The 24,072-nt window shown below is 61.4% G+C and carries 13 protein-coding genes and 1 rRNA gene; 6 read left to right on the forward strand and 8 right to left on the reverse strand.

Features of this window, described 5'->3' with window-relative positions:
- On the reverse strand, positions 1-207 hold the full coding sequence (locus ACYF6X_RS18850) for an MbtH family protein (protein WP_063988413.1): 207 nt from the start codon (positions 205-207) through the stop codon (positions 1-3).
- Entirely contained in the window at positions 182-1,555 is a 1,374-nt protein-coding gene (gene fes, locus ACYF6X_RS18855; RefSeq protein ID WP_072265060.1) for an enterochelin esterase, read from the reverse strand. Before fes ends, ACYF6X_RS18850 begins: the two co-directional genes overlap by 26 nt.
- 284 nt (positions 1,556-1,839) lie before the next feature.
- Here fes and ACYF6X_RS18860 point away from each other — a divergent pair, with 284 nt between their 5' ends.
- Entirely contained in the window at positions 1,840-4,122 is a 2,283-nt protein-coding gene (locus ACYF6X_RS18860; protein WP_063988411.1) for a TonB-dependent siderophore receptor, read from the forward strand.
- A gap of 58 nt (positions 4,123-4,180) precedes the next feature.
- Here the strand turns inward: ACYF6X_RS18860 and ACYF6X_RS18865 are convergent, their stop codons facing one another.
- From ACYF6X_RS18865 to ACYF6X_RS18875, 3 genes are all read right to left on the reverse strand, one after another.
- Entirely contained in the window at positions 4,181-5,413 is a 1,233-nt protein-coding gene (locus tag ACYF6X_RS18865; RefSeq protein WP_130018649.1) for a YncE family protein, read from the reverse strand.
- 47 nt (positions 5,414-5,460) lie between these two features.
- Positions 5,461-8,370 (reverse strand): condensation domain-containing protein, encoded by a 2,910-nt coding sequence (locus ACYF6X_RS18870; protein ID WP_130018650.1) that lies wholly within the window; start codon positions 8,368-8,370, stop codon positions 5,461-5,463.
- Between the two features lie 78 nt (positions 8,371-8,448).
- Entirely contained in the window at positions 8,449-10,542 is a 2,094-nt protein-coding gene (locus ACYF6X_RS18875; protein WP_063988408.1) for a TonB-dependent receptor, read from the reverse strand.
- Positions 10,543-11,076: 534 nt separating this feature from the next.
- On the opposite strand from ACYF6X_RS18875, the gene ACYF6X_RS18880 reads away from it, so the two are divergent.
- Both ACYF6X_RS18880 and ACYF6X_RS18885 read left to right on the forward strand, forming a co-directional pair.
- Positions 11,077-12,687 carry a condensation domain-containing protein gene (locus tag ACYF6X_RS18880; protein WP_130018651.1) on the forward strand — a complete coding sequence of 537 codons (1,611 nt, stop codon included), beginning with the start codon at positions 11,077-11,079 and terminating at the stop codon, positions 12,685-12,687.
- A 64-nt stretch (positions 12,688-12,751) separates the two neighbouring features.
- Complete coding sequence (locus ACYF6X_RS18885) at positions 12,752-15,847, forward strand: amino acid adenylation domain-containing protein (RefSeq protein WP_130018652.1); 3,096 nt, start codon at positions 12,752-12,754, stop codon at positions 15,845-15,847.
- Positions 15,848-15,889: 42 nt separating this feature from the next.
- Here the strand turns inward: ACYF6X_RS18885 and ACYF6X_RS18890 are convergent, their stop codons facing one another.
- On the reverse strand, positions 15,890-17,233 hold the full coding sequence (locus ACYF6X_RS18890; RefSeq protein ID WP_130018653.1) for a condensation domain-containing protein: 1,344 nt from the start codon (positions 17,231-17,233) through the stop codon (positions 15,890-15,892).
- A 273-nt stretch (positions 17,234-17,506) separates the two neighbouring features.
- Positions 17,507-18,823 carry a glutamate/aspartate:proton symporter GltP gene (gene gltP / locus ACYF6X_RS18895; protein WP_063988404.1) on the reverse strand — a complete coding sequence of 439 codons (1,317 nt, stop codon included), beginning with the start codon at positions 18,821-18,823 and terminating at the stop codon, positions 17,507-17,509.
- 902 nt (positions 18,824-19,725) lie between these two features.
- Here gltP and acs point away from each other — a divergent pair.
- From acs to actP, 3 genes are all read left to right on the forward strand, one after another.
- Complete coding sequence (gene acs, locus ACYF6X_RS18900; protein ID WP_107226601.1) at positions 19,726-21,684, forward strand: acetate--CoA ligase; 1,959 nt, start codon at positions 19,726-19,728, stop codon at positions 21,682-21,684.
- Positions 21,685-21,775: 91 nt separating this feature from the next.
- Positions 21,776-22,087 (forward strand): DUF485 domain-containing protein, encoded by a 312-nt coding sequence (locus ACYF6X_RS18905; protein WP_004930047.1) that lies wholly within the window; start codon positions 21,776-21,778, stop codon positions 22,085-22,087.
- Positions 22,084-23,736: a cation/acetate symporter ActP gene (gene actP / locus ACYF6X_RS18910; protein WP_063988402.1), complete on the forward strand. Its 1,653-nt coding sequence runs from the start codon at positions 22,084-22,086 to the stop codon at positions 23,734-23,736. The genes ACYF6X_RS18905 and actP overlap by 4 nt, the downstream gene beginning before the upstream one ends.
- Positions 23,737-23,913: 177 nt before the next feature.
- Here the strand turns inward: actP and rrf are convergent.
- Positions 23,914-24,029, reverse strand: a 5S ribosomal RNA gene (gene rrf / locus ACYF6X_RS18915).
- Positions 24,030-24,072 lie beyond the last annotated feature (43 nt).

Genomic DNA, 24,072 nt, shown 5'->3' on the forward strand with positions numbered 1-24,072 from the left:
TCACGCCTCGCGTGCTGCGACCGGCAGAATGTCTTGCCAATGCTGTTCCAGCCATTCGGCGCACGCGGTGTGCGCCGCCGGGCCGAAGACGATCGTCCAATCGGACGGAATGGCGCGGAAATCCGGCCACAAACTGTATTGTTGTTGTACGTTGCGCAGCACCAGGCTGCGCTGCTGTGGATCATCGAACGGATTCAGGCTTTCCATCATGTGTTCCTCGTGCCGTCGCCGATGCCGGGTAAGCGGTGGCGAAAGCGGAGGCCCAGACCGCCTGCAGCCCGTCGGTCAGGCCACTGCGCCAGCACAGCGCGTCGTGCCCGCCTTCCACCACCCGGTAGTGCACCCGATGGCCGGCGTCGCTCAGGCGCGCCGCCATTTCGCCGCTGACCCGGTGCACCAGCTTTTCCTGCGAACCGGCTTCCATAAATACCTTCAGCGCGCCGTGGTTGCCCAAGCCGTGCCGTTCTACCTGCTGCATCAGCCAGCAGGCGTCGTCGGGAATGCTCGGCAGCTGCAGCATGTCGCGCCGCGGCCACCAATAGGAACCGGACTGGGTGATCACCGCGCCGAAACGCTGCGGCCAGCGCAGCCCGGCATACAGGGAGGCCAGACCGCCAAAGCTTTGCCCCGCCACCACCGTATCGGCCGGTTTGTCGCTGTGCGGCGCCCAGTCGGCCAGCTGCGGCATCAGTTCTTCCTGCACCGCCAGCCAGAAATCGTCCTTGCAGGTTAATTCTCGCGCCCGGTGCGGCAGATCGATGATGTCGATCAGCACATACACCGCTTCCGGCAACGCCCCCTCGCGGGTCAGCTGCATCAGCGGCTCCCAGACCGGCATCTGCTTCGCCCAGAACTGGCCGTCGAGCAGGATAGCCAACGGACGCTCGGCCGGCTTGCTGTCGCCTGTCGTGTAGATCCAGACATCGCGGCTGTTGCCCAGGCGTTCGCTCTGCCAGGTATGGCGCTGCAAACGCGCCGGCAGCGGCGGCGTGCAGCGCCCGCTGGCGATTTCGTACTCGTCGAACGAGCGCCATACCGGCTGCGGCGGCGCATCCGGCATGTGCAGACCGGAGACGCTGTGGCCGCTGGCGCTTTGCCAGGAGCGATACGGGTTGAGCAAATCGGGGGTGGCGCTGGCGAACACCTGATGCCACCAGTGGCGCAGGTTGTGCATGTTGGCGTGCGCATCGTCGCCGCTGAACGCCGGCGGCCGCTCGTCAAAGCAGGGGATAAAGCAGTAGCTGCCGCGCCAGGCGCCGCTCAGCTCGGTCTGCCAGTACCACACGTCGGTGCCGGCCAAACGCTGCAGGCTTTGCGGCGGATTCGGCTGATGATGGTCGGTCAGGCAGTTAATGTTGATCCACACGCGACGGTAGGCGGAGGTCAATTCGCATCCCTGAGGATCGCGCCAGAAAAAGGTGGTTCGCCAGCGGCCGTTACCCGCCGGTTCTACCCATGGCGTACCGCGCCGTGCCACCGTCAACCACCACCCTGGACTGCCCGCATTGCTGCTGGCCAATAATCTGCTGCTTTCTGACTGTAGTTCTGTATTCACAACGCCTACCCATTTTGTAGTTGGCGGCACCGGGAACGTCGACTTTTCCCTATCGCCGGCCACCGCCCGAACGCACTGTACGCCAAATACTATTGATAATAATTTGCATTTGCAATAGTGTGTAAGGCTTGGAGATCGTGCTGGTATTGCGCGCAACGGACAGGGATCGGGGATATATCAATGGCATCCCTTGCCGCAGCCGATTTTCTATTTCCGACTACACAAAAACTACAACCGCCCTTCCCCCCGTTCGGCGAGGGATGGCAGCAAGGTAGGACACTCAAATGAAAAGCAAGCTATCACGTTATTCTTTAGCCACTCTTATCGGCTTGGGATTGGGCGCGTCCGCGTTCGCCAACGCCGCACAGCAGACCGACACCCCCACCACGGAAGAAAACAGCGGCGCAGTGGATAAAAAACCGCGCGGCGAAGACACCATCGTGGTGACCGCCGCCCGGCAGAACCTGCAGGCACCGGGGGTGTCCACCATCACCGCCGACGAGATCCAAAAACGCCCGCCGGCGCGCGACATCAGCGAACTGATCCGCACCATGCCCGGGGTTAACCTGACCGGCAACTCCACCAGCGGCCAGCGTGGCAACAACCGCCAGATCGATATCCGCGGCATGGGCCCGGAAAACACCCTGATTCTGATCGACGGCAAGCCGGCCTCCAGCCGCAACTCGGTGCGCCAGGGCTGGCGCGGCGAGCGCGACTCGCGCGGCGATACCGCCTGGGTGCCGCCGGAAATGATCGAACGCATCGAAGTGCTGCGCGGCCCTGCCGCAGCGCGCTACGGCAACGGCGCCGCGGGCGGCGTGGTCAACATCATCACCAAGAAGGCCGGCGATGCGCTGCACGGCTCGCTGAACGGCTACTTCAACGTGCCTCAGCACAAGCAGGAGGGTGCCACCAAGCGCACCGACTTCAGCCTGTCCGGCCCGCTGAGCGATTCCCTGAGCTTCCGCCTGTTCGGCGGCTACAGCAAAACGCAGGCCGATGCCTGGGACATTAACGAATCACACAAGTCCGAACGCGTCGGCGCCTACGCCAACAGCGTCCCGGCCGGGCGCGAAGGGGTAGTCGATAAAAACATCGACGCCTTGCTGCACTGGGACTTCGCCCATCTGCAGTCGCTGGAGTTCGAGTACGCTTACGGCCGCCAGGGCAACCTGTACGCCGGCGATACCCAGAACACCAACACCAACGCCCTGGTGCAGAGCAACTACGGCGAAGAGACCAACCGCATCTACCGTGAAACCTTCGGCCTGACCCACCGCGGCGCCTGGGACAACGGCGTGAGCACCAACAACTACGTTCAGTTTGAACGCACCCGCAACACCCGCCTGAACGAAGGGCTGGCCGGCGGCACCGAAGGCATCTTCGACACCAAAAACACCGGGTTCGGCACCACCAAACTGGACGACTTCCTGGCGCACAGCGAAGTCAGCGTGCCGTTTGAACTGGGCGTCGCCCAGACCGCCACGCTGGGTACCGAGTGGACCCAGCAGCGGATGAAAGACGGCACGTCCACCAGCCAAACGCTGATGGGCGGCACCATTCCCGGCATGACTACCGGTACGCGCAGCCCTTACGCTTCCGCGCATATCTTCTCGCTGTTCGCCGAAGACAATATCGAGCTGACCGACACCACCATGCTGACGCCGGGCCTGCGTTACGATCTGCATTCCGAATCCGGCAACAACTGGAGCCCGGCGCTGAACCTGTCGCAGGAACTGGGCGACTACTTCACGCTGAAGATGGGCATCGCGCGTTCCTATAAAGCCCCGACGCTGTTCCAGACCAACGGCAACTACCTGCTGTACAGCAAAGGCCAGGGATGTGCCGGCAGCGATACCAAAAACGGCTGCTACCTGCTGGGCAACGACGATCTGAAAGCGGAAACCAGCGTCAACAAAGAGATCGGGCTGGAATTCCATAACGAAGGCTGGCTGGCCGGCGTGACCTACTTCCGCAACGATTACCACAACAAGATTGAGGCGGGTAACTCTCGCATCGCCACCAGCAGTACCGGCACGGCGGTCTATCAGTGGGAAAACGTACCGAAAGCGGTGGTACAAGGGCTGGAAGGCTCGTTGAACGTGCCGGTCAGCGAGACCGTCACCTGGAGCAACAACGCCACCTACATGATCGAGAACAAGAACAAGACCACCGGCGATTACCTGTCGGTGATCCCGAAGTTCACCGTCAACTCGACCCTCAGCTGGCAGGCCACGCAGGATCTGTCGATGCAGTCCACCCTGACCTGGTACGGCCGTCAGAAACCGAAGAAGTACAACTACCAGGGTAAACCGGCCACCGGCGGCGAAACCCGCGAGGTCAGCCCTTATGCCGTCGTCGGCGCCAGCGCGACCTATGACCTGACCAAAAACGTCAGCCTCACCGCTGGCATCGACAACCTGTTCGACAAACGCCAGTTCCGCGCCGGCAACGCGCAGAACGTGGGCGATCCGAACACCGGCGCGATTAACATCGCCGGCGCGGGCGCGGCCACCTACAACGAACCGGGCCGTACCTACTACATGAGCATCAACACCCACTTCTGATGACATGGTCCAATAACAAAGGGGCGCCGCGGCGCCCCTTTTTATTTTCGCTTTTTCGTTACCTGGTATGCAGCTGAATACGCACCACGCTTTCCGGCTTACCGGCCTTGGTGGAAGCGCCGTCGTTTTTCACCGTCACGAACAGCGCGTCGCCTTTCGGATCCAACGCCAGGCTGTTAGGGTGCGGCGGCAGGTCTACGGTTTGCAGGCGCTTGAGCGTCTTGGCGTCGAACACCGTCAGCGTCCCGGCGCCATGATCCACACGCACGCCTTTGCGGTTGGCGACATACAGCCGCTGGCTGCGCTCGTCGAGCAGCAGGCCGATCGGCACCTCATCCGTCAGCTCGCTGGCCAGCACCTTGCCGCTGTCCGCATCCAGCGCAAACACCCGATGGCCGCTGCTGCGCTTCACGTAGTCGTGCCCCAGATGATGGTTGCGGTAGTCGTCGCGATCGATGCCCTGATCGACGCCCAACAGGCGATTGCTCGCCGGATCATACACCAGGTTCAGCAGCTGATCGGCCTGTACTTCGTGCGTGGCGGTGATCGCCAGCGTGTCGGCGTTCAGGGTGATCACCTGCCCCTGCATGTTGGAGACGAATACCCGACGGCCCTTCTCATCCAGCGTGATGCCCACCGCGTTGTAGCCGAAGCCCGGGATCACTTTCTCCAGCTTGCCGGCCTTGGTATCGACCACGTACAGCACGCTGTCGACGCCGAAGCCCAGGCCCGGCAGGAACAGACGGCCGCTTTGCGCGTCATACTTGAGCTCGCGGAGGCGGTACAGGTAGTCCTCGGTGATTTTGAATTTCTTCAGCTCCGCCAACAGGAAATCCAGGCGCTTGCCGCTGATGCCCGCCTGCTTGTAAGCCTGCTCCAGCACCGCTTTGTCCAGCAGCTTGATGCTGCCCAGCGCGTGGTTGGTGGTGGTGTCCACCACCCCGACTTCGCCGTTGAAGGCCTGCGTCAGGTATAGGCGATTGCCCGCATCGTTCAGCGCCACGCCGAAGCCTTTCACCTGCAGCGGGATCTCCGCTTTGATCGCCAGGGTGTTGGGATCCAGCCGCAGCACGCGGGAGCGCGCCTCTTCCTTCCAGTCTGGTGCGCTGACGAACAGCGCCTGTTGCGAGGTGCTGTAGGCCATCTCCACCACCGTCGACGACAGCGCCTCGCGCTTGATGTCCTGCGGTTTGATGCCGGCATCGTCGGCCTGCGCGGCGCCGGCGACCACCAGAGAGGCCGCCACCAGCAGCGACAGTATCGCGCGCGGGGTTGCTAGGGTTCCAGACATCCTTTTATCTCCTTGAAAATCATGCTTTCGGTTAGAGTGAAACAACGTCATGCCTGCGGCCCGGGCGGCAGCGCCGCCAGAGCGATATCGCCAGCGATGTGCTGCGCAAACTGGGTAAAGACGTGCTGAACGCCGTCGGCGATCAGATTGGCCTGCTCCCGGCTGTAGTGGTCCTGGCGGTAGGTCATCATCACCCGCAGGGATTTCTTCCCGGCCAGATCGTCTTCCATCACCTCAAACTGCAGGCCGAGCAACGATTCGGCTTTCTCCGGCTCCACCTGACGGTAGGCGATCGCGCTGCCGTCCTGCAGCCGGAACTCGCCGTTCAGCTTGATGCGGCTGTGGATTTGGATGAACACTTCGAACATGTGGTTCTTGCGGTCGGCGTCCACGCCGAACAGCCCTTCCTCCACCAGATCGATCGGAATGTCGGTGTACGGCAGCGAGCCGTTGATGGTGTTTTTCACCTGGCTGACCAACCCGGCCACTGTCAGCCCTTCGTCGAAGCGCACGCGGTGCACCACCACGGTGGTGAAGTAGCCGACGGTATCGAAGAACTCGGCGTCGTTACGGCCGGAGGTCGAGGTGCCCACCAGCAGATCCGCCGGGCCGCCGAGCAGGCGCAGCGCCGAGGTAATCCCGGCATACACCACGTTGAACAGCGAAGCGTTGTTGCGGCGGGCAAGCTGATACAGGCCTTCCGCCACGGCAGGATCGACCTCGAACTCCAGCCAGCCGCCGTTGACGTCCGCCGGTGCCGGCACCGCCGGGTGGGTGGATGCTTCTTGCCGGAAGATCGGCTGGCCGACCGGTGCGCCGCGCAGCGCATCGAGCCAGTAGTCCAGATGTTGCTGCTGCACCCCGGAGGCCCGCTGCTGCCGGGCGAAGGTGTGGAACTGCGGTGGTTGCCCACTCCACTGCGGCGCCTGGCCGACGACGCGATGGCGATAGGCGACGCCCAGCTCATCCATCATCAGGTTGAGCGACCATTCATCCAGCACCACATGGTGGAACAACAGCGACAGCAGCTGCTGGCCGTTGTCCGCATCGCGCAGCAGCGTGGCGCGCAGCGGCAGCTCGGCGGCCAGATCGAACCGGTGCTGGCCGGCGTCGGCCAACAGGGCGGCGGCGTTGCCCGCCGGCGTTTCGTGGGAGAAGCGGAACCACGAGTAATCCGAGAGTTCGGCGGCCGGCACCACCACCTGTACCACCTCTCCCTGCTGCTCGACGAAGCGTGAACGCAGCACGGTATGGCGAGTCATGACGTCGATAAACGCCTGACGCAGCGCCGTTTCGTCTACTGCATCGAAGAAGCGCAGAGAGAACGGCAGGTTGAAAATCTCGTCATGGCCGAAGGCTTCATACACCTTCCACAGCGATTCCTGCGCCAGCGACAGCGGCGCCTGCGCGCGATCATGATCGTCGGCGGTGGCCACCGCGGCATTCGGCTGCGCGACGTTCAGGCGTTTGGCGTAGCCCGCCAACCCGCGCGCCGTCGGATGGCTGAACAGATCGTTAATGTTGATTTCGATCTGATGCAGGCTCAGCAAGCGACCGATCACCCGGGTGGCGACCAGCGAATGGCCGCCGCGATCGAAGAAGTCTTCATCCAGGGTCATTTCCGGCGCCACCAGCGCCTCACGGAACTCCTGCAAAATCAGCGGTGCAACGCTTTCGTCCGCGTCGCCGTTCGCCGCCGGCGCGGCCATCGCCGGGGAAGCGGCCTCAGCCGCCGGCAGTGCGACGGCAATCCGCTGCCCGGCCAGGAAGGCGCTGAACTGCTCCAGCAAGAAAGGTGCCACATGGGGAGACAGGCGCGGGTCGGTGACCAGCTCGAGCGTCAGCGCTTCCGCTTCCGGCAAGCCCAGCAGCAGCGCCAGTTCGAACGGCGTATGCAGCGGCGGCAGCAACAGGCGTTCGGCGTGAACGCCTTCCAGCCGCCACTCTGCGGCCAGATCGTCGCGCCAGGCCACCAGCAGTTGCGCCCGTTGCGGGTCCGGCTGTTCAGCCACGGCCTGCGCCAGCAGCCGCTGCCCGACGTCGCTCTCGCCATGCTGCACGGTCAAACGCATCAGCGGCGGCGCCGTCAGGCCCAGCTCCAGGCCGACGCACTCCGCCGTCTCCGCCGCCGGCACGCACAGCTGCACCGCTTGGCCGCCGGCCTGCGCGGCGACGAATTCGGCAAACCGTGCCGCCACCGCCGCCAGCAAGGCCCGCGGCGTGTCGTTGGCGGGCAACAGCGAGCGATCAATGCGCGTGACCACGCGCGAGCCCACCGGCGGCAACGCATCAGCGCGCTGCGCCGGGCTGCGATAATCCTGCAGCGAGACCGCCTGGCGCACCCACGGCAGCTGCGGCTCCGAGGTTTCCGCCAGCTCGACCGGTTCCACCGCGAAAGGCAGAGGCATCACATCCCCGTTATAACGGGCGGACAGCATCGCCGGCAGGTGGCGCCACGGCAGCGTTTCCGCCAGGATGTCATGCAAGACCACGCCCAAAATCACCGCATCGCCCGGCGTGAGCAACAGCAGGCAGCGCAGCGGCGCTTCGTTTTCCAGCTCAAACGGCGTTGCCTGCGCTTGCAGCAGGCAACCCATGGCGTGTGGTTCGTCCACCACCTGACGAAGGCTCACCGGCAACGGCGCCGAGCCGGCGGGGCGTTTCTCAAGACCGTTTTCGTCATCAAAAACGTAATGCACGTCCACGCCCGGCGTTTCCCGCACCAACGCCTGCAGCGCCGCCGTCAGTTGGGCGATATCCACGTCCCCCGTCAGGCGCCAGGCCAGCGCCCGCTGCCCGCGAGCGTCACCCTGTTGCAGATGGGCGAACCACGCCCGCTCTTCGGCTTCGCTTACCGGCCGATCGCCGTTCACCGACGCCGCGCCCAGCGCCTGAAAGGCGCTCTCCAGCCGCTGGGCCTCTTCATCGCTCAGAATGCTGTCAAAATCACCGATCACTGCGTTATCTCCTTTGCCCGGCCGTGCCGGGATGACGCATGAAACGGGGGACATTCGTCCCCCGTCATCGCGATAGCGTTAGAAATTCAGCTCAACTGCTGCGCCGACCAGACGGCCTCGCTGGAGAGTCGCCGTGTAGATGTCGTTGCTTCTGACCATCTCGCGGCGGTCTGAATCAAACAGGTTTTTCGCATACAGCGTGGCGCGACCGTAGTCGAAGGTGTAAGCCAGCTGGGCGTTGGCCGTCCAATAGGAGCCGATGCGCCCGCGCGAATCGTTGTCGTATTGCGAATAGTAGGAGTCGGTAAACGCCACGTTGCTGCTCAGCTCCCACCCTTTCAAGAACTGATATTTAGCACCCATGTTGGCGGTGTAAGCCGGTGCGCGCGCCAGCTCATGCCCTTCCACGCCGCTGCCCGAAAACTTCTTGATGTCGGTTTTCAGCAGGCCGAGGTTGCCGAACAGTTCGAAGTCCCAACGCGGCTGCCAGGTGGCGCCGATTTCCGCGCCGTAGGTTTCCACCTTGTCGGCGTTACGGATCACGCTGGAGTTCTCACCCAACGAGTACGGCAGCTGCATATCTTTGTAATCGTTGTAGAAAACGTTAGCGGTCAGCACCACGTTGGCGTCTTTCAGATGGTGGCGGGTGTACAGCTCGTAGTTCCACACGTACTCGGAACCGTAGGTGTAGCTGACCACCGGCGTGCCGATCGTGATGCCGCCGCCGCCGGCGTTATAGCCGCGCGCGATCTTGGCACCGTAGGTTTGGGTATCCGTCGGTTTCCAGGCCACGTCCAGCTTCGGCAGAAACACGGTATAGGTTTCATCAAAGTCGATGCGCACCGCCTGGCTGCCGCCATCGCGGCGACGGTGTTCGCGTTCCAGACGGCTGGCGGCGGTCACGTCCACCTGCGGCGTCAGCGCATAGGTCAGCTCGGCGAACGCCGAATGGGTATCGGTTTTATCCTTGAAGGTCGATCCGCCGAAGATGTTGACGAACTCATCCTGCGTGCCGTGGAAGTAACGCAGCCCCGCCAGCCCGTGCAGGCGGCTGTCCGCGCCGCCGAAGCGCACCACCGGCTCTACGTGAACTTCCTGGCCGTCGATCTCGGCGTACTGGATATTGTAAGCCGTCGGACGGTTGATGTTGAAGTCGGTGTAGATAACGCGGTTTTCAAACGTCAGCGCATCGGAGGCCTCCCAGGCCAGATCCCAGATGGTGCTGTTCATGTTGCTTTTGAACACGGCGCGGCGCGGATCGTGGCGCGGATTGGTCGGGTGCGGCTGCGGGTTGAGGCTTTCGTTCTGTGGCGCGGTGCTGCCGAAATGGTTAAAGGTCAGCTTGGTGGTCAGGTCGCGCAGGCCGGCCGGGTTGAACAACAGCTTGGCGCGGGCGGTGGTGGCTTCCACTTCACGCGGATCGCCCACCGGCGCATAGGCCGGCAGGTCAGCCTCGCTGCGGCGGCGCTGGCGATCGACGCTGACGCGGAACGCCAGCTGATCTTCCACCAGCGGGCCGGACGCCATGGCCGCCAGCTGTGAAGAGTGCTGGTTGCCGGCCCCACCCTTGAAGGCGCTTTCCCATTCGAAGGTCGGATCTTTACTGGCCATGACGATGGCGCCGGCGATGGCGTTGCGCCCCTGAATATAGCTTTGCGGGCCGAGGAACACTTCGACGCGATCCAGATCCCACAGCGACTGTGGGCCGAACGCCTGTTCGTTATAGGTCAGCGAACGGCCGTCCAACGACAGATTGAGGCGCGGGCGGGTGCCGCTGAGGAAGGCGTTGGCGCCGACGTTCGGGCCGGAACCGTCGATGCCGCGCACGGTCGGGAGTTCGTTGCCGATGCCCAGATCCACCACGTTGGGGGTCATGCGCAGCAGATCGGGGATCTGTACCGCGTCGGGCATCGAGGCGATGCGGTTGCTGTCGAACACCTGCACGCTGGAGCCGGTGTCGAAAATGGAACGTTTGATCTTCTCACCGGTGACCAGCAGCGTTTCCGCGTCCTGGTAGGTTTCGTTGCTCTTGGTTTCCGCCGCGTTGACGTTACCGATCGCCAGTGAACAAACCCCTAAAAATACGGAGGAAAACGCCCCAATGGCTTTCAACCCCGCTTTTTCCCCGTTTCCTACGCTTTCATGCCGTTGAGCCGCAAAATGCTTGCCCATAGATGTCTTCTCCTTTCATCCCAGAGGTGCACAAAATTTGATTTTTTTTACACAACCTACATCGACACTCACACAGACCTTGACGCTCCGGCCTTCCCGACCTTTGTGTTGCTTATCCCTGCGGCAAACCCATGCCTTGCGCGGCCGAACGGGCGCGGCCCCGTCCACGGCCAAGCCGCCGGCGGAGCGGCCGGCGGCTTGTATAAAAACGTAAAATAATGTTAAGAATGATAATATTTTGCATTTTCTAATGCAAATCATTATCAACAAAGATGAGGGGCCGAGCACGCAAACAGCCAGAAGGCCTTATACTTTTGCAGGTAAAACACGCGCTGCAATAACAAGCAATCATTGCAATGCTAAGAATAATATAAATAAATTATTCACACTCAACACCATCTGCGCCATCCACCGCTAAAACCCCTTATAGATAGCACCTCCGCGTCAAATGGATCAAATAATAATAATTTTCATTCCTATTAACATTTGGATATATTCTTGCAGTCTCGTTGGCTGAATCAAAATGGATACCCGATGAAAGCTTTAACCACGATGCAGGCCGCCTATTGGGTAGGCCGACAGTCCGCTCCTCCTCTCGGCGGCATGGCCGCCCACCTGTACGCGGAATTCGACGGCGGCGAGCTGGACATCGCCCGGTTGCGCCAGGCCGTCGATGCGTTGTACCTGCATCATCCGCTGTTACGCCTGCGCATTACCGATGATGGCCGCCAGAGCATCGCGCCTCCCGGCCCCCGGCATACTTTGCATCTCGACGACTGGCGGCACGCCGATACAGCGACGCTGGCGGCCGCGCTCGCCGCCAAACGCCAGGCGAAAAGCACCCAGTTGCTACCGCTGGAACAGGGCGTGCCCTGCGATATCAGCCTGAGCCTGTTGCCGGAAGGGCGCAGCCGCCTGCATGTCGATCTCGATATGATCGCCGGCGATGCCATGAGCTTTCGCCTGTTGATGGAAGATCTGACGGCGTTTTATCACCAGTGCCCACCGTCCCCCTCCCATGACGCGCTACCGGCCTACTTCGACCACCTCGAACGGCGCGACGCCGACGAGGCGCTGCGCCAGCGGCGCGAACGCGGCCAGCGTTGGTGGCGTGAACGCCTGGCGCAGGTGCCCCCGGCGCCGCGCCTGCTGCGCACGCCGGACCGCTGCCGCAGCGATCGCCTGGCCGTACAGCTGAATGCGGAAGAAAGCCGCGCGCTGGAGAACGTCGCCAAACGGCACCACACCTCGCTCTCGACGCTGTTTTTAGCGCTGTTCGCCCTGGCCGTCGGCCAGGGTTGGAACATGACGCGCTTCCGGCTCAACGTGCCGCTGTTCCACCGCGAGAGTGAACGGGAGGACGCGCATCGCCTCATCGGCGATTTCTCCAACCTGGTGCTGCTCGGCGTGGAACTGAATCCGACGGAAAATCTGAGCGCCTTCTGCCGGCGCCTGATGACGCAGCTGGCGGAGTTGATCGAGCATGCGGATTACCCCGGTGTGAGCGTGATGCGCGATCTGTCGCGTCTGCACGGCAGCCTGCAGCCTTCGCCGGTGGTGTTTACCGCCGGTTTTGGCATCCGCGGCAAGACGCTGTTTTCCGAACGGGTCACCGACACCTTCGGCCGTCTCGGCTGGGTCATCTCTCAGGGGCCGCAGGTGGCGCTGGATGCGCAGGTCGCCCACGTCGACGACGGCATTCTGATCAACTGGGACGTGCGGCTGGATGCGTTCCCCGAGCAGGTGCTGCCTCGCCTGCTGGCCTGTTACCGGGCGCTGCTGCACCTGGCCGCGCGGCAAACGGCGGCGTTCGATCGCCCGCTGTCGCAGCTGCTGGCGCAATGCACGCCCGACGCGCTGGCGCAGCAAGCGCCGGTGCGCCTGGTGCTGCACCGGCTGCTGGCGCGAGTGGCCCCCGAGGCTAGCTTGCACGACCACGACGATATCCGCCGCTTGGCCTTGCCGGATGCCGGGGTGAACGCGCTGCTGACGGTGCTCAACAAGTATCTGGCGGCAGCGCTGACGGCGCAGGATCTGGCGGCGCACTCCTCCCCTGCGGCGCTGGCGGCGCTGATCTGCCAACGCTCGCCTGAGGCAGGAAGGCATGCGAAAACGCTGCTCGCCGCGCTGGCGCCGCAGCACTGAGATCGGTTTCCGGGCGCGCGACGCCCGGCTCGTTTTAATCGGTTAGCGACTATAGGGAAGTACCATGGAGACAGCATTAACCGCACTGCAGCAGGCCTATCTTCTGGGCCGCAGCGATCGATGGCCGCTCGGCGGCGTGGCGATGCACGACTTTCGCGAATACCGCGCCCGGCAGCTGGATGTACCGCGCCTTGAAGCGCGCCTGACCGAGCTGGTACAGCACTACCCGGCGTTGCGCACCTGCATCGATGTGCAGCGCGGCACGCAGCACGTACGACCGGAGGTGACGCTGCATTTGGATCGTCACGATCTGCGTGCCCTTGATGGCGAAGCGTCGCAGCGCCAGGTCGAACAGCTGCGCGAGCGATACTCCCACCAGCGCCACGATCCGAGCCAACCGCTGTGGCGCATCGCCGTGATCCAACGGGCCGAACAGCAGGATCCGACGGGATCGCCGTACGATACGCTGATCTTCACCAGCTTCGATGCGTTGATCCTCGACGGCCAGGGGATCTCCACCGTGATCGCTCGCCTGTTTGACGATCGCCCTCTGGCGCCGACCGCCGCTGCGCTGCCGCCCCCCGCCGCACCGGCGGCGCAGCGGCAGGCCGATGCCGCCTACTGGCGCGAAAAGCTTCAGGATGTCACCACCCCGTCGGCATTGCCGTGGCGCGCCCCGCTCGCCAATCTCACCTCGTCACACTATCGCCGCGCCAGCCTGACGCTGCCGCACGATACGATAAAACAACTCGGCCGTCTGGGATCGCCGCATGCGCTGCTGCGTAACAGCCTGCTGTCGGTGCTGATCCTCGATACGCTGGCCCACTGGACCACCGACGGCGAGCTGTGCGTCGGCGTGCCGGTGGCATTCCCCGCCGCCGACGGCGCCCTAGGCAACGCCTCCAGCTTCGTGGCGGTGCGCTATTCCCGTCACGGCGAAGATTTTATCCAGCGCGCGCAAGCCCTGCAGGACGACGTGCTCGGCGCGCTCGACCACCTGACGTTTTCCGGCGTCGATCTGGCGCGGCAGTTGCTCGGCCAAAGCCAGGGCGGCCCGGCGCTGCCGGTGATCCTGACCAATTGTCTGGGCTGGGAAACGCTGCCGGCCGAAGCGCCGGTACGCTTCCACGACGGCCTGACCCAAACGCCGCAGGTCGCCATCGACATTCGCCTGACGCTGGACAGCGAAAAAAACCTGCAGCTGTGCGTGGACTACGCCGAGCAGGCGCTGCATGGCGAGCAGGTAGAAGCCATGCTGGCGGCATTGCAGCGACGCATCCTGCACAGCTGCCAACGGGCCGACCTGGCGATCGCACCGCGGGACTTCATCGATCTGGCGCATTACCGTCACAACGACAGCGAAGCGAATTACGCACCTTATCCTTATCTGGCGCAGCTGGCCGAGCGGCTGTTTGGCGCACAAAACGGCGGCAACGCGCTGATCTGCGGTGAACAGACGCTGGCCTACCGCGAGCTGGGCCAGCGGATCGCCACGGCGATCGCCAACCTGCAGAGCCGCGGCGTGCAGACGGGCAACGTGGTGGCACTGTATCTGCCGCGCAGCCCGGAACAGATCATCCTCAGCCTCGCCTGCGCCCTGCAGGGCGTGATCTGGGTGCCTGTCGATATCAACTCGCCGCCGGAACGCACCGCCTACCTGCTGGAAAACTGCCGGCCGACGCTGGTGGTGCACGGCGGCGATCTGGAGACGCCGATCGGCGTGACGCCGGCGACCCTGCTGGCGCCGACGGATCGCGCGCCTGCGCTGCCGGATGAGCAGACGCTGGTTGAACGCAGCGCCAGCCTGGCCGCGAGCTACTACCTGTATACCTCCGGCACCACCGGTAAGCCCAAATGCGTGGTGCTCAACAACCGCGCCACCGCCAACGTCGTCCACCAGACCCAGCAGCGCTGGGCGGTCACCGCCGACGACGTCTTCATTTCCGTCACGCCGCCGCACCATGACATGTCGATGTTCGATCTGTTTGGTTCGCTGTGCGCCGGCGCCACGCTGGTGCTGCCGGCGCCGCATCAGGAAAAAGACGCCATCAGCTGGAACCAGTTGGTGGAAAAGCACCGGGTTAGCCTGTGGTGTTCGGTGCCCGCCATTCTGGAGATGCTGCTCACCTGCAAAACGGCCGACAGCCTGCGCTCGCTGCGCCTGGTGGCGCAAGGCGGCGACTATATCAAGCCGGCGACGGTGCAAACCCTGCGCACCTTGCGCCCGGATCTCGCGCTGTTCTCACTCGGCGGACCGACCGAAACCACCATCTGGAGCATCTGGCACCCGATCGCCCCGCAGGAGAGCGGCACCGTGCCTTACGGCCGCCCGCTGCCGGCCAACCGCTACTTCATCTGCCATGACGACGGCAGCCACTGCCCGGCCGGCGTGGTCGGCCGCATTCATACCGCCGGGGTGAACCTGGCGTTAGGCTATCTGGAACAGGGGGAGCTGAAGCAGCATGACTTCGTCACCCTCGAAGGGCCGGACGGGCAACCGCTGCGCGCTTTCCGCACCGGCGATCAGGGCTACTACCGAACGGACGGCAACATCATGTTCGCCACCCGGGTGAACGGCTATGTGAAGATCCGCGGCGTGCGCGTCTCGCTGCCGGAAATCGAAGACGTGCTGCGCCGCCATCCGGCGATCCTGGATATGGTGGTGGTGGATTACCCCAGCGGAGAGAACAACGAGGCGGCGCTCGGCGCCCTGTATCTGACCCGCGACGGCAAACCGCTGCCGCTGTCCGAGATCCGCGCCTTCGCCACCGGCTATCTGCCCTGTACCCATATTCCTACGCGCTTTATCCATGCCGAGGCGCTGCCGTTGTCCGCCAACGGTAAAACCGACCGCCATCGTATCCGCGCCGACCTGAGCCACCAGCAAACCGCACCGGCGTTGAACGCCTGCGCGGCCCCGCCGCCGAACGCACCGTTGGCCCGCAGCGCAGAGATCCTGACCATTTACTGGCAGGCGATCGGCGTGACGCCGCGCCCGGAATGGGGGGAAGAGACGGCGTTTATCGCCATGGGGCTGAAGCTACCGCATATCAAACAGGTAGCGGCACGCCTCAATGACGCTTTCGGCACCCGTCTGGTAAGCAGTTCGCTCCTGCCGTGCAAGAACGCGCGCGAAGTGGCGGCGTTGCTGGCCAGCTGAAACCACATCACTCGGGCGGGGTCATCCCCCGCCCGCATTTTATCAGGCGGGCAACGCCGTCAGGGCCGCCAGCGGTTGCTCCCAGGCCTCCCGCTGCAGCGCGCGCATCAGAAACTCTTGCAGCGCCTCGCCATAGTCCAGCGCATCCTCCGTCGGGAACTGCTCCAGATAGATATCGATATCCACCTGCAGATCGCGGGCGTCGGTGCGGCCGCGATAAGTCAGGTTAAAACCGTCGCCCGAGCCGCCGGCCAATACGCTGCGGGTGCCGCTACAGCCGGTAAAGCGGGGCGCATCGAAGGGTTGCACATTGATGAAGGGGGAAATAAAGAAGCGCGAACCTGGCTCCACGCCGCGATCGGCGGCCAGTTGACGCAGGCGGTAGCCGGCATGGCTGCGCAGCTCCCGCAGCAGCTGCGCCATCATCGTCAGAAAATCTCCCAGCGTCGCCGACGGGGGTGGCGACACCAGCAGCGGCAGAGTGTTGACCGCCAATGAAGGCACGTTGGTGGCGGCCTGCCCGCGGCGATTCATCGCCGGCATCCACATCGGCAGCGTATCGCCTTGCCGGGTGTCGCGCGGCATCACCTGAAACAGCCAGGCCGCCGACAGCGCCACCAGTAAGTCGGGCCAATTGATGCCGCTGCGCTCCGCCAGCTGCGCCAGTCGTTGCGATACCGCCGCCGGCAGCCGGTGGTGAGTGCTCAGACGCCGCACGCCATAGGCCTCACCACCCTTGCGCACCGTCGGCAGCGCCTGCGACAGCGGCAGGTAGGTTTGCCAAAAGCGCCGATCGCGCTCGCATCGCTCAGAATCAGCGTAGGCCAGCTCGGCCTGTTGAAAGGCGTCGAAGGTGCCCAGGGGCATACCCGCGCTGCCTTCACCCAGATAGTGCGCATATAACGCGGCGCAGCGGTGTTCAATCAAGGCCATGCCGAAGCCATCAACCAGAATATGGTGCGCACGCACGTACCAGAGGTAGCGCTCCGGCCCCAGCTTGAGCAGCCAGGCGGCGGCTAGCGGCTCGCTGTGCAGCGCCCGGCGCTGCGCGATATCTTCGCGCATCAGGTTTTGCGCCGCCTGCCAGGGATCGCCGTGCGTTTGCAGATCGATGCGTTGTAATGGCGGTATACGCTGTGGATCGTGCCGTAACGGCGGAGGAGCATCGCCACGCCGCTCACCAAAGCGCAGGGCAAACGCCTGCGTCTCGGCGAGGGTGGTGGCGATCGCCCGGCAGAGCGTCTCTTCCTCTACCGCACCGCACAGTTCGGTGCAGTGTGCGACGGTGGACAGGGTCTGCCCGGGGTGCAAGGTGTGTTCTTCCCAGAAATCAAGCTGCGCTGGCGCCAGCGGCAACCATTCAGAGGCCAAAGCGGTGTCCGACATGTTACCTACCTTTGATAAGCCCGAATAAAGACGCCGAACGGGCGTAACCCGCCGTTCAACGGCTTTTGCATGTCTCCATACATCATCAAATGAAAATGATAATAACATCTATTATCATTTCTATTAATTTGGTAACACTTTAGATTCTGTTAAGCGGGGATGCAAGTCACGCAGTAGGGACGGAGGAAAGAAAGTGACGGGTAGAAGGCTCATAAAAGCAAAACGCCCCGGCACAGCTGCCTGGGGCGTTTTAACGTCGGCGATGTTCGATGATTAGGCCTGATTGGCCGGCTTCACCTTCTGCGCCAGAAACTCCGTTTCGTAGGCCAGCGCCTTCTTGCGATCGAACTGGTGTTCCCACTTGGCGATCACCAGCACCGCCAGCGCGTTACCCACGACGTTCAGCGCGGTGCGCGCCATATCCAGGATACGGTCCACGCCGGCGATGAACGCCAGGCCTTCCAGCGGAATGCCGACGCTGCCCAGCGTAGCCAGCAGCACCACGAACGAGACGCCCGGCACGCCGGCAATCCCTTTCGAGGTGACCATCAGCGTCAGCACCAGCACGATCTCTTGCCCCAACGACAGCTCGATGCCGTACAGCTGGGCGATAAAGATAGCGGCGATGCTCTGGTACAGCGTCGAGCCATCCAGGTTAAAGGAGTAGCCGGTCGGCACCACGAAGCTGGTGATCGACTTGGGCGCGCCGTAAGCCTCCATCTTTTCGATGATGCGCGGCAGCACCGTTTCCGAGCTGGCGGTGGAATAAGCCAGGATCAGTTCGTCTTTCAGGATGCGGATCAGCGTCCAGATGCGCAGGTTGCACAGCCGGGCGACCGCCCCCAGCACCACCAGGGCGAAGAACGCGATGGCGAAGTATACCAGCACCACCAGCTTGGCCAGCGGCAGCAGCGAAGCGAAACCGAAGTTGGCTACCGTAACCGAAATCAGGCCAAACACCCCGATAGGCGCATAGCGCATGATCATGTGGGTGACTTTGAACATGCTTTCGGACACCGCCTTGAACACCTTCAGCAACGGCTCTTTGGTCTCTTTCGGCAACGACGACAGCCCCAGACCAAACAGCACCGAGAAGAAGATAATCGGCAGCATGTCGCCCTTGGCCATCGACGAGAAGACGTTCGACGGGATCAGCGACAGAATGGTCGCCACCAGACTGTGCGAACCGCTTTGCACCTGTTCGGTGGTTTTCTCATATTGCGAAATATCCACCGTGGTCAGCGTCGACATATCGATGCCGTGGCCAGGTTGGAATACGTTGGCCAACGTCAACCCCACCACGATGGCGATGGTGGTGATCACTTCGAAGTAAATAATGGTTTTCAATCCGATGCGGCCCAGCTTTTTCGCATCCCCCACGCCGGCAATACCGACGATCAGCGTGGAAATAACGATCGGCACCACAATCATCTTGATCAGGCGAATAAAGATATCACCCGCCGGGCTGAGAATATTGCTCACCAGCCACTCACGAGATTCGGTCTGGTTGTGCAACACTGCGCCAACAATAATACCCAGTACCAACGCGATCAGGATTTGCCAAGCCAGGCTAATTTTTACACTTTTCATACCCAAAAAGTCCTCAAAGACTCTTTTCACCGTACAAAGTCGCAACACGGCGAAAAGAATACTTAATCATTTATTACAGGCTTATGTTAATTCAGTGGAAGCGTTCACCGGCCCTGGGTGCAACGCAGTATAAATCTGTATCATCCGGGCGGCATGCTCTGCAAGCCTTGATTTGTCAGGGTTGAGCGCTGAATCGAATCACAAAAATTTCGCGTAACTATTTCAAACGGCATAATTGGTTGTTATTAAAAACATAATTTTTCATACAATGAAGTACATAACCGCGCCGACGACGTTTTTTTGAACACAATTGAAATGCGTTATTTTTCGCCCATTCTGCATATTTAGTCCGCATCAAATGTTTATATTTTGTTACTTAAAAGTCAAATAAATGAGAATTGGCCGAGTGACATGCTCCTCTATAAATGCAGAGCTACTTTATATTGCGATTAAAAAACGAACGATATTGCAGGCTGAATATCCTCGGGTATCTCCCGACCTTTCATCAGGAATTAAAGGTTAATAAAACGTTATTTCACGATATGCCGTCCATCGTTATATCGCGTTAATACCAACTTCGAATATTAATAGCGAAAAATAATCCAAAAAGATTTATAGCGCGAAATAACGCAGGCCTTTCCACCGACTTATTTGGCACGAGGAAAATAACTTTACCTTTGTTTATTCTTTTTTGTTCTTTAGATAAGGGTTTTTGGCTAAAAACACGGGTTTATGATGATTTAAACGCCAAAGAGATAGATACGTCCTGCAAATGCGACAGAACGATTACAAATCAATATCTTTGTTGCGTGATCTGCCGCGCAAAAAAGAAACAAAGAATCGTAGCAAACTATACTTAACCTTCAGTTGACATATTATTAACAACTTCAAGGAGAAAAGCTATGAGCCAACTGCATAAACACGCTATTCCTTCTGCAATTGCAGAACGCGCCCTGATTAATCCGGCACAATACCAACAGTATTATCAACAGTCGGTTCAAGACCCAGAGGCTTTCTGGGGTGAGCATGGCAAAATCCTGGACTGGATCAAACCCTATACCAAAGTCAAAAATACCTCGTTCGATCCCGGCCACGTCAGCATTCGTTGGTTTGAAGACGGCACGTTGAACCTGTCAGCCAACTGTTTGGACCGCCACCTGGCTGAGCGCGGCGACCAGACCGCCATTATCTGGGAAGGCGATGACCCGACCCAATCCAAGCACGTGACTTACAAACAGCTGCACCATGACGTCTGCCAGTTCGCCAACGTGCTGAAAAAGCTCGGCGTGAAAAAAGGCGACGTGGTGGCTATCTATATGCCGATGGTGCCGGAAGCGGCGGTCGCGATGCTGGCCTGCGCGCGCATCGGCGCCGTACATTCGGTGATCTTCGGCGGTTTCTCGCCGGAAGCGGTCGCCGGGCGCATTATCGACTCCAACGCCAAACTGGTCATCACCGCCGATGAAGGCCTGCGCGCCGGCCGCGCCGTACCGCTGAAAAAGAACGTCGACGATGCGCTGAAAAATCCCGGCGTGGTCAGCGTGGCCAACGTGGTGGTATTCCAGCGCACCGGGAAACCGGGTTACTGGCAGGAAGGGCGCGATCTGTGGTGGCATGAGCTGACTCAGGGCGTTTCCGCCGACTGCCCGCCGGAAGAAGTGAACGCCGAAGATCCGCTGTTTATCCTGTACACCTCCGGCTCGACCGGCAAGCCGAAAGGTGTGCTGCACACCACCGGCGGCTACCTGGTGTACGCCGCGATGACCTTTAAGTATGTGTTCGACTATCACGACGGCGACATTTACTGGTGTACCGCCGACGTGGGCTGGGTCACCGGCCACAGCTATCTGCTGTACGGCCCGCTGGCCTGCGGCGCCACCACGCTGATGTTCGAAGGCGTGCCTAACTATCCGGGCGTCAATCGCCTGTCGCAGGTGATCGACAAGCACCAGGTCAACATTCTGTATACCGCGCCGACCGCCATTCGCGCCCTGATGGCCGAAGGCGACAAGGCGATCGAGGGCACCCGACGCGATTCGCTGCGCATCATGGGCTCGGTCGGTGAACCGATCAACCCGGAAGCCTGGGAGTGGTATTACAACAAGATAGGCAACGCAAAGTGCCCGATCGTCGATACCTGGTGGCAAACCGAAACCGGCGGCTTCATGATTACCCCGCTGCCGGGCGCTACCGAGCTGAAGGCCGGTTCCGCCACGCGGCCTTTCTTCGGCGTGCAGCCGGCGCTGGTCGATAACGTCGGCACACCGCAGGAAGGCGCCTGCGAAGGCAACCTGGTGATCGTCGACTCCTGGCCGGGCCAGGCACGTACCCTGTTCGGCGATCATGACCGCTTCGAGCAAACCTACTTCTCGACCTTCAAAGGCATGTACTTCAGCGGTGACGGCGCTCGCCGCGACGAGGACGGTTACTACTGGATCACCGGACGCGTCGACGACGTGCTGAACGTCTCCGGCCACCGTCTGGGTACCGCCGAGATCGAGTCTGCGCTGGTATCGCACCCGAAAATCGCCGAAGCGGCAGTGGTCGGTATTCCTCACAACATCAAAGGCCAGGCGATCTACGCCTACATCACGCTGAACCACGGCGAAGAACCGACGCCGGAGCTCTATACCGAAGTGCGCAACTGGGTGCGCAAAGAGATAGGGCCGATCGCCACGCCGGACGTGCTGCACTGGACAGATTCGCTGCCCAAAACGCGCTCCGGCAAGATCATGCGGCGTATCCTGCGCAAAATTGCCGCCGGCGACACCAGCAACCTGGGGGACACCTCCACGCTGGCGGATCCGGCCGTAGTCGACAAGCTGTTGGAAGAAAAACAATCAATGAAAGTGCCGTCATAATTTACGCCGCTTCAGGCCGCTCATTCGGATAACGTGCCGTTGAGCGGCCCTGGCGCGGCGTACTCTCTCAATACCGACTGGAGACACTCTGATGAATGACACCATTTATCAAGGGATTGAAGAAAACCCGCGCTTTAAAGAGCTGGTGAGAAAACGCGGCCGGTTCGCCTGGCTGCTTTCACTGATTACGCTGGCGCTGTACGTCGGCTTTATTCTGTTGATCGCCTTCGATCCGCAATGGCTCGGCACGCCGATCGCTGCCGGATCGACCATCACCCGCGGGATCCCGGTCGGTGTCGGGCTGATCGTGATCTCTTTCGTCTTGACAGGGATCTACGTGTTTCGCGCCAACGGCGAGTTCGATCGCCTCACCGCAGAAATCCTGCGTGAGGTGAAACAATGAAGCGCTTATTGTCCACCGCCGCGCTGCTGTTGCTGCCCGGTCTGGCCTGCGCCGACGCCATCGGCGGCGAAGTGCATCGTCAACCGCTGAACATCCAGGCGATCGTGATGTTTATCCTGTTTGTCGGCGCCACCCTGTATATTACCTATTGGGCTTCCAAACGCACCCGTTCCCGCCAGGACTACTACACCGCGGGCGGGCGCATCACCGGCCTGCAAAACGGCCTGGCGATCGCCGGCGACTTCATGTCCGCCGCTTCGTTCCTCGGTATCTCCGCCCTGGTCTACACCTCCGGCTATGACGGCCTGATCTACTCCATCGGCTTCCTCATCGGCTGGCCGATCATTCTGTTCCTGATCGCGGAGCGCCTGCGCAACCTCGGCCGTTATACCTTTGCCGACGTCGCCTCTTACCGTCTGCAGCAGAAACCGATCCGCACCCTGTCGGCCTGCGGCTCGTTGGTGGTGGTGGCGCTGTATCTGATTGCGCAGATGGTCGGTGCCGGCAAGCTGATCCAGCTGCTGTTCGGGCTCAACTACCACGTGGCGGTGATCCTGGTCGGCATTTTGATGGTGCTGTATGTGCTGTTTGGCGGCATGTTGGCCACCACCTGGGTGCAAATCATCAAGGCGGTGCTGCTGCTGGCCGGCGCCAGCTTTATGGCGCTGATGGTGATGAAGTCGGTTAACTTCGACTTCAATACCCTGTTCGCCGAAGCGGTGAAGGTGCACCCGAAAGGCATCGCCATCATGAGCCCCGGCGGCCTGGTGTCCGATCCGATTTCCGCGCTGTCACTCGGCCTGGCGCTGATGTTCGGCACCGCCGGTTTGCCGCATATCCTGATGCGCTTCTTCACCGTGAGCGACGCCAAAGAAGCGCGCAAGAGCGTGTTCTACGCCACCGGTTTTATCGGTTACTTCTATATTCTGACCTTTATCATCGGCTTCGGCGCCATCTTGCTGGTCAGCGCTAATCCGGCGTTCAAAGACGCCACCGGCGCGCTGCTGGGCGGCACCAACATGGCGGCGGTGCACCTGGCCAATGCCGTTGGCGGCAACTTCTTCCTCGGCTTTATCTCGGCAGTGGCCTTTGCCACCATTCTGGCGGTCGTCGCGGGCCTGACGCTGGCCGGCGCCTCGGCCGTTTCCCATGACCTGTACGCCAGCGTGATGAAAAACGGCAAGGCAACCGAGCGCGACGAACTGAGAGTATCCAAGATCACCGTTGTGGTGCTAGGCATTGTCGCCATTGCCCTGGGGATTTTGTTCGAGAAGCAGAACATCGCCTTTATGGTCGGGTTGGCGTTCTCCATCGCCGCCAGCTGTAACTTCCCTATTATCATTCTGTCGATGTACTGGTCACGTTTGACTACCCGCGGCGCGATGATTGGCGGCTGGCTGGGCCTGTTGACGGCGGTGATTCTGATGATCCTCGGCCCGACGATCTGGGTGCAGATCCTAGGCCATGAAAAACCGATTTACCCGTATGAATACCCGGCGCTGTTCTCGATGATCGTGGCCTTTGTCGGTACCTGGCTATTCTCGATCACCGACAGTTCGCTGGCCGGGCAGCAGGAGCGGGAACGCTTCCGGGCTCAGTTTGTCCGTTCGCAGACCGGGCTGGGCATCTCTCAGGGCAGCTCGCATTGACCGAATAATAAGTGAAAAAAGCAAACACACCCTAATCAAAGGCCCTTCGGGGCCTTTTCTCTGGCTGTCTGTCGGAGAGACGCTGGGAAAAGCAGCGCAGCGTAGCTGCGCTTTTTTGCGTTTTACGCATAGCAAAAAGCCCTGAACGTCAGTTCAGGGCTTTCGGCTTGGTTTGATGCCTGGCAGTGTCCTACTCTCGCATGGGGAGACCCCACACTACCATCGGCGCTACGGCGTTTCACTTCTGAGTTCGGCATGGGGTCAGGTGGGACCACCGCGCTATTGCCGCCAGGCAAATTCTGTTTCATTCCAACCGCTTCACTCTCGTGTCGCCAT

The organism is Serratia sp. ID 25-353 (genome assembly GCF_054792795.1).

Bases quoted from the DNA above. Each gene is read 5' to 3' on its own strand.
- actP (WP_063988402.1), top strand. From the start codon at position 22,084: ATGAAGCGCTTATTGTCCACCGCCGCGCTGCTGTTGCTGCCCGGTCTG.
- ACYF6X_RS18905 (WP_004930047.1), top strand. From the start codon at position 21,776: ATGAATGACACCATTTATCAAGGGATTGAAGAAAACCCGCGCTTTAAA.
- ACYF6X_RS18875 (WP_063988408.1), bottom strand. From the start codon at position 10,542: ATGGGCAAGCATTTTGCGGCTCAACGGCATGAAAGCGTAGGAAACGGG.
- ACYF6X_RS18850 (WP_063988413.1), bottom strand. From the start codon at position 207: ATGGAAAGCCTGAATCCGTTCGATGATCCACAGCAGCGCAGCCTGGTG.
- ACYF6X_RS18890 (WP_130018653.1), bottom strand. From the start codon at position 17,233: ATGTCGGACACCGCTTTGGCCTCTGAATGGTTGCCGCTGGCGCCAGCG.
- ACYF6X_RS18865 (WP_130018649.1), bottom strand. From the start codon at position 5,413: ATGTCTGGAACCCTAGCAACCCCGCGCGCGATACTGTCGCTGCTGGTG.
- ACYF6X_RS18885 (WP_130018652.1), top strand. From the start codon at position 12,752: ATGGAGACAGCATTAACCGCACTGCAGCAGGCCTATCTTCTGGGCCGC.
- ACYF6X_RS18880 (WP_130018651.1), top strand. From the start codon at position 11,077: ATGAAAGCTTTAACCACGATGCAGGCCGCCTATTGGGTAGGCCGACAG.
- ACYF6X_RS18860 (WP_063988411.1), top strand. From the start codon at position 1,840: ATGAAAAGCAAGCTATCACGTTATTCTTTAGCCACTCTTATCGGCTTG.
- gltP (WP_063988404.1), bottom strand. From the start codon at position 18,823: ATGAAAAGTGTAAAAATTAGCCTGGCTTGGCAAATCCTGATCGCGTTG.
- acs (WP_107226601.1), top strand. From the start codon at position 19,726: ATGAGCCAACTGCATAAACACGCTATTCCTTCTGCAATTGCAGAACGC.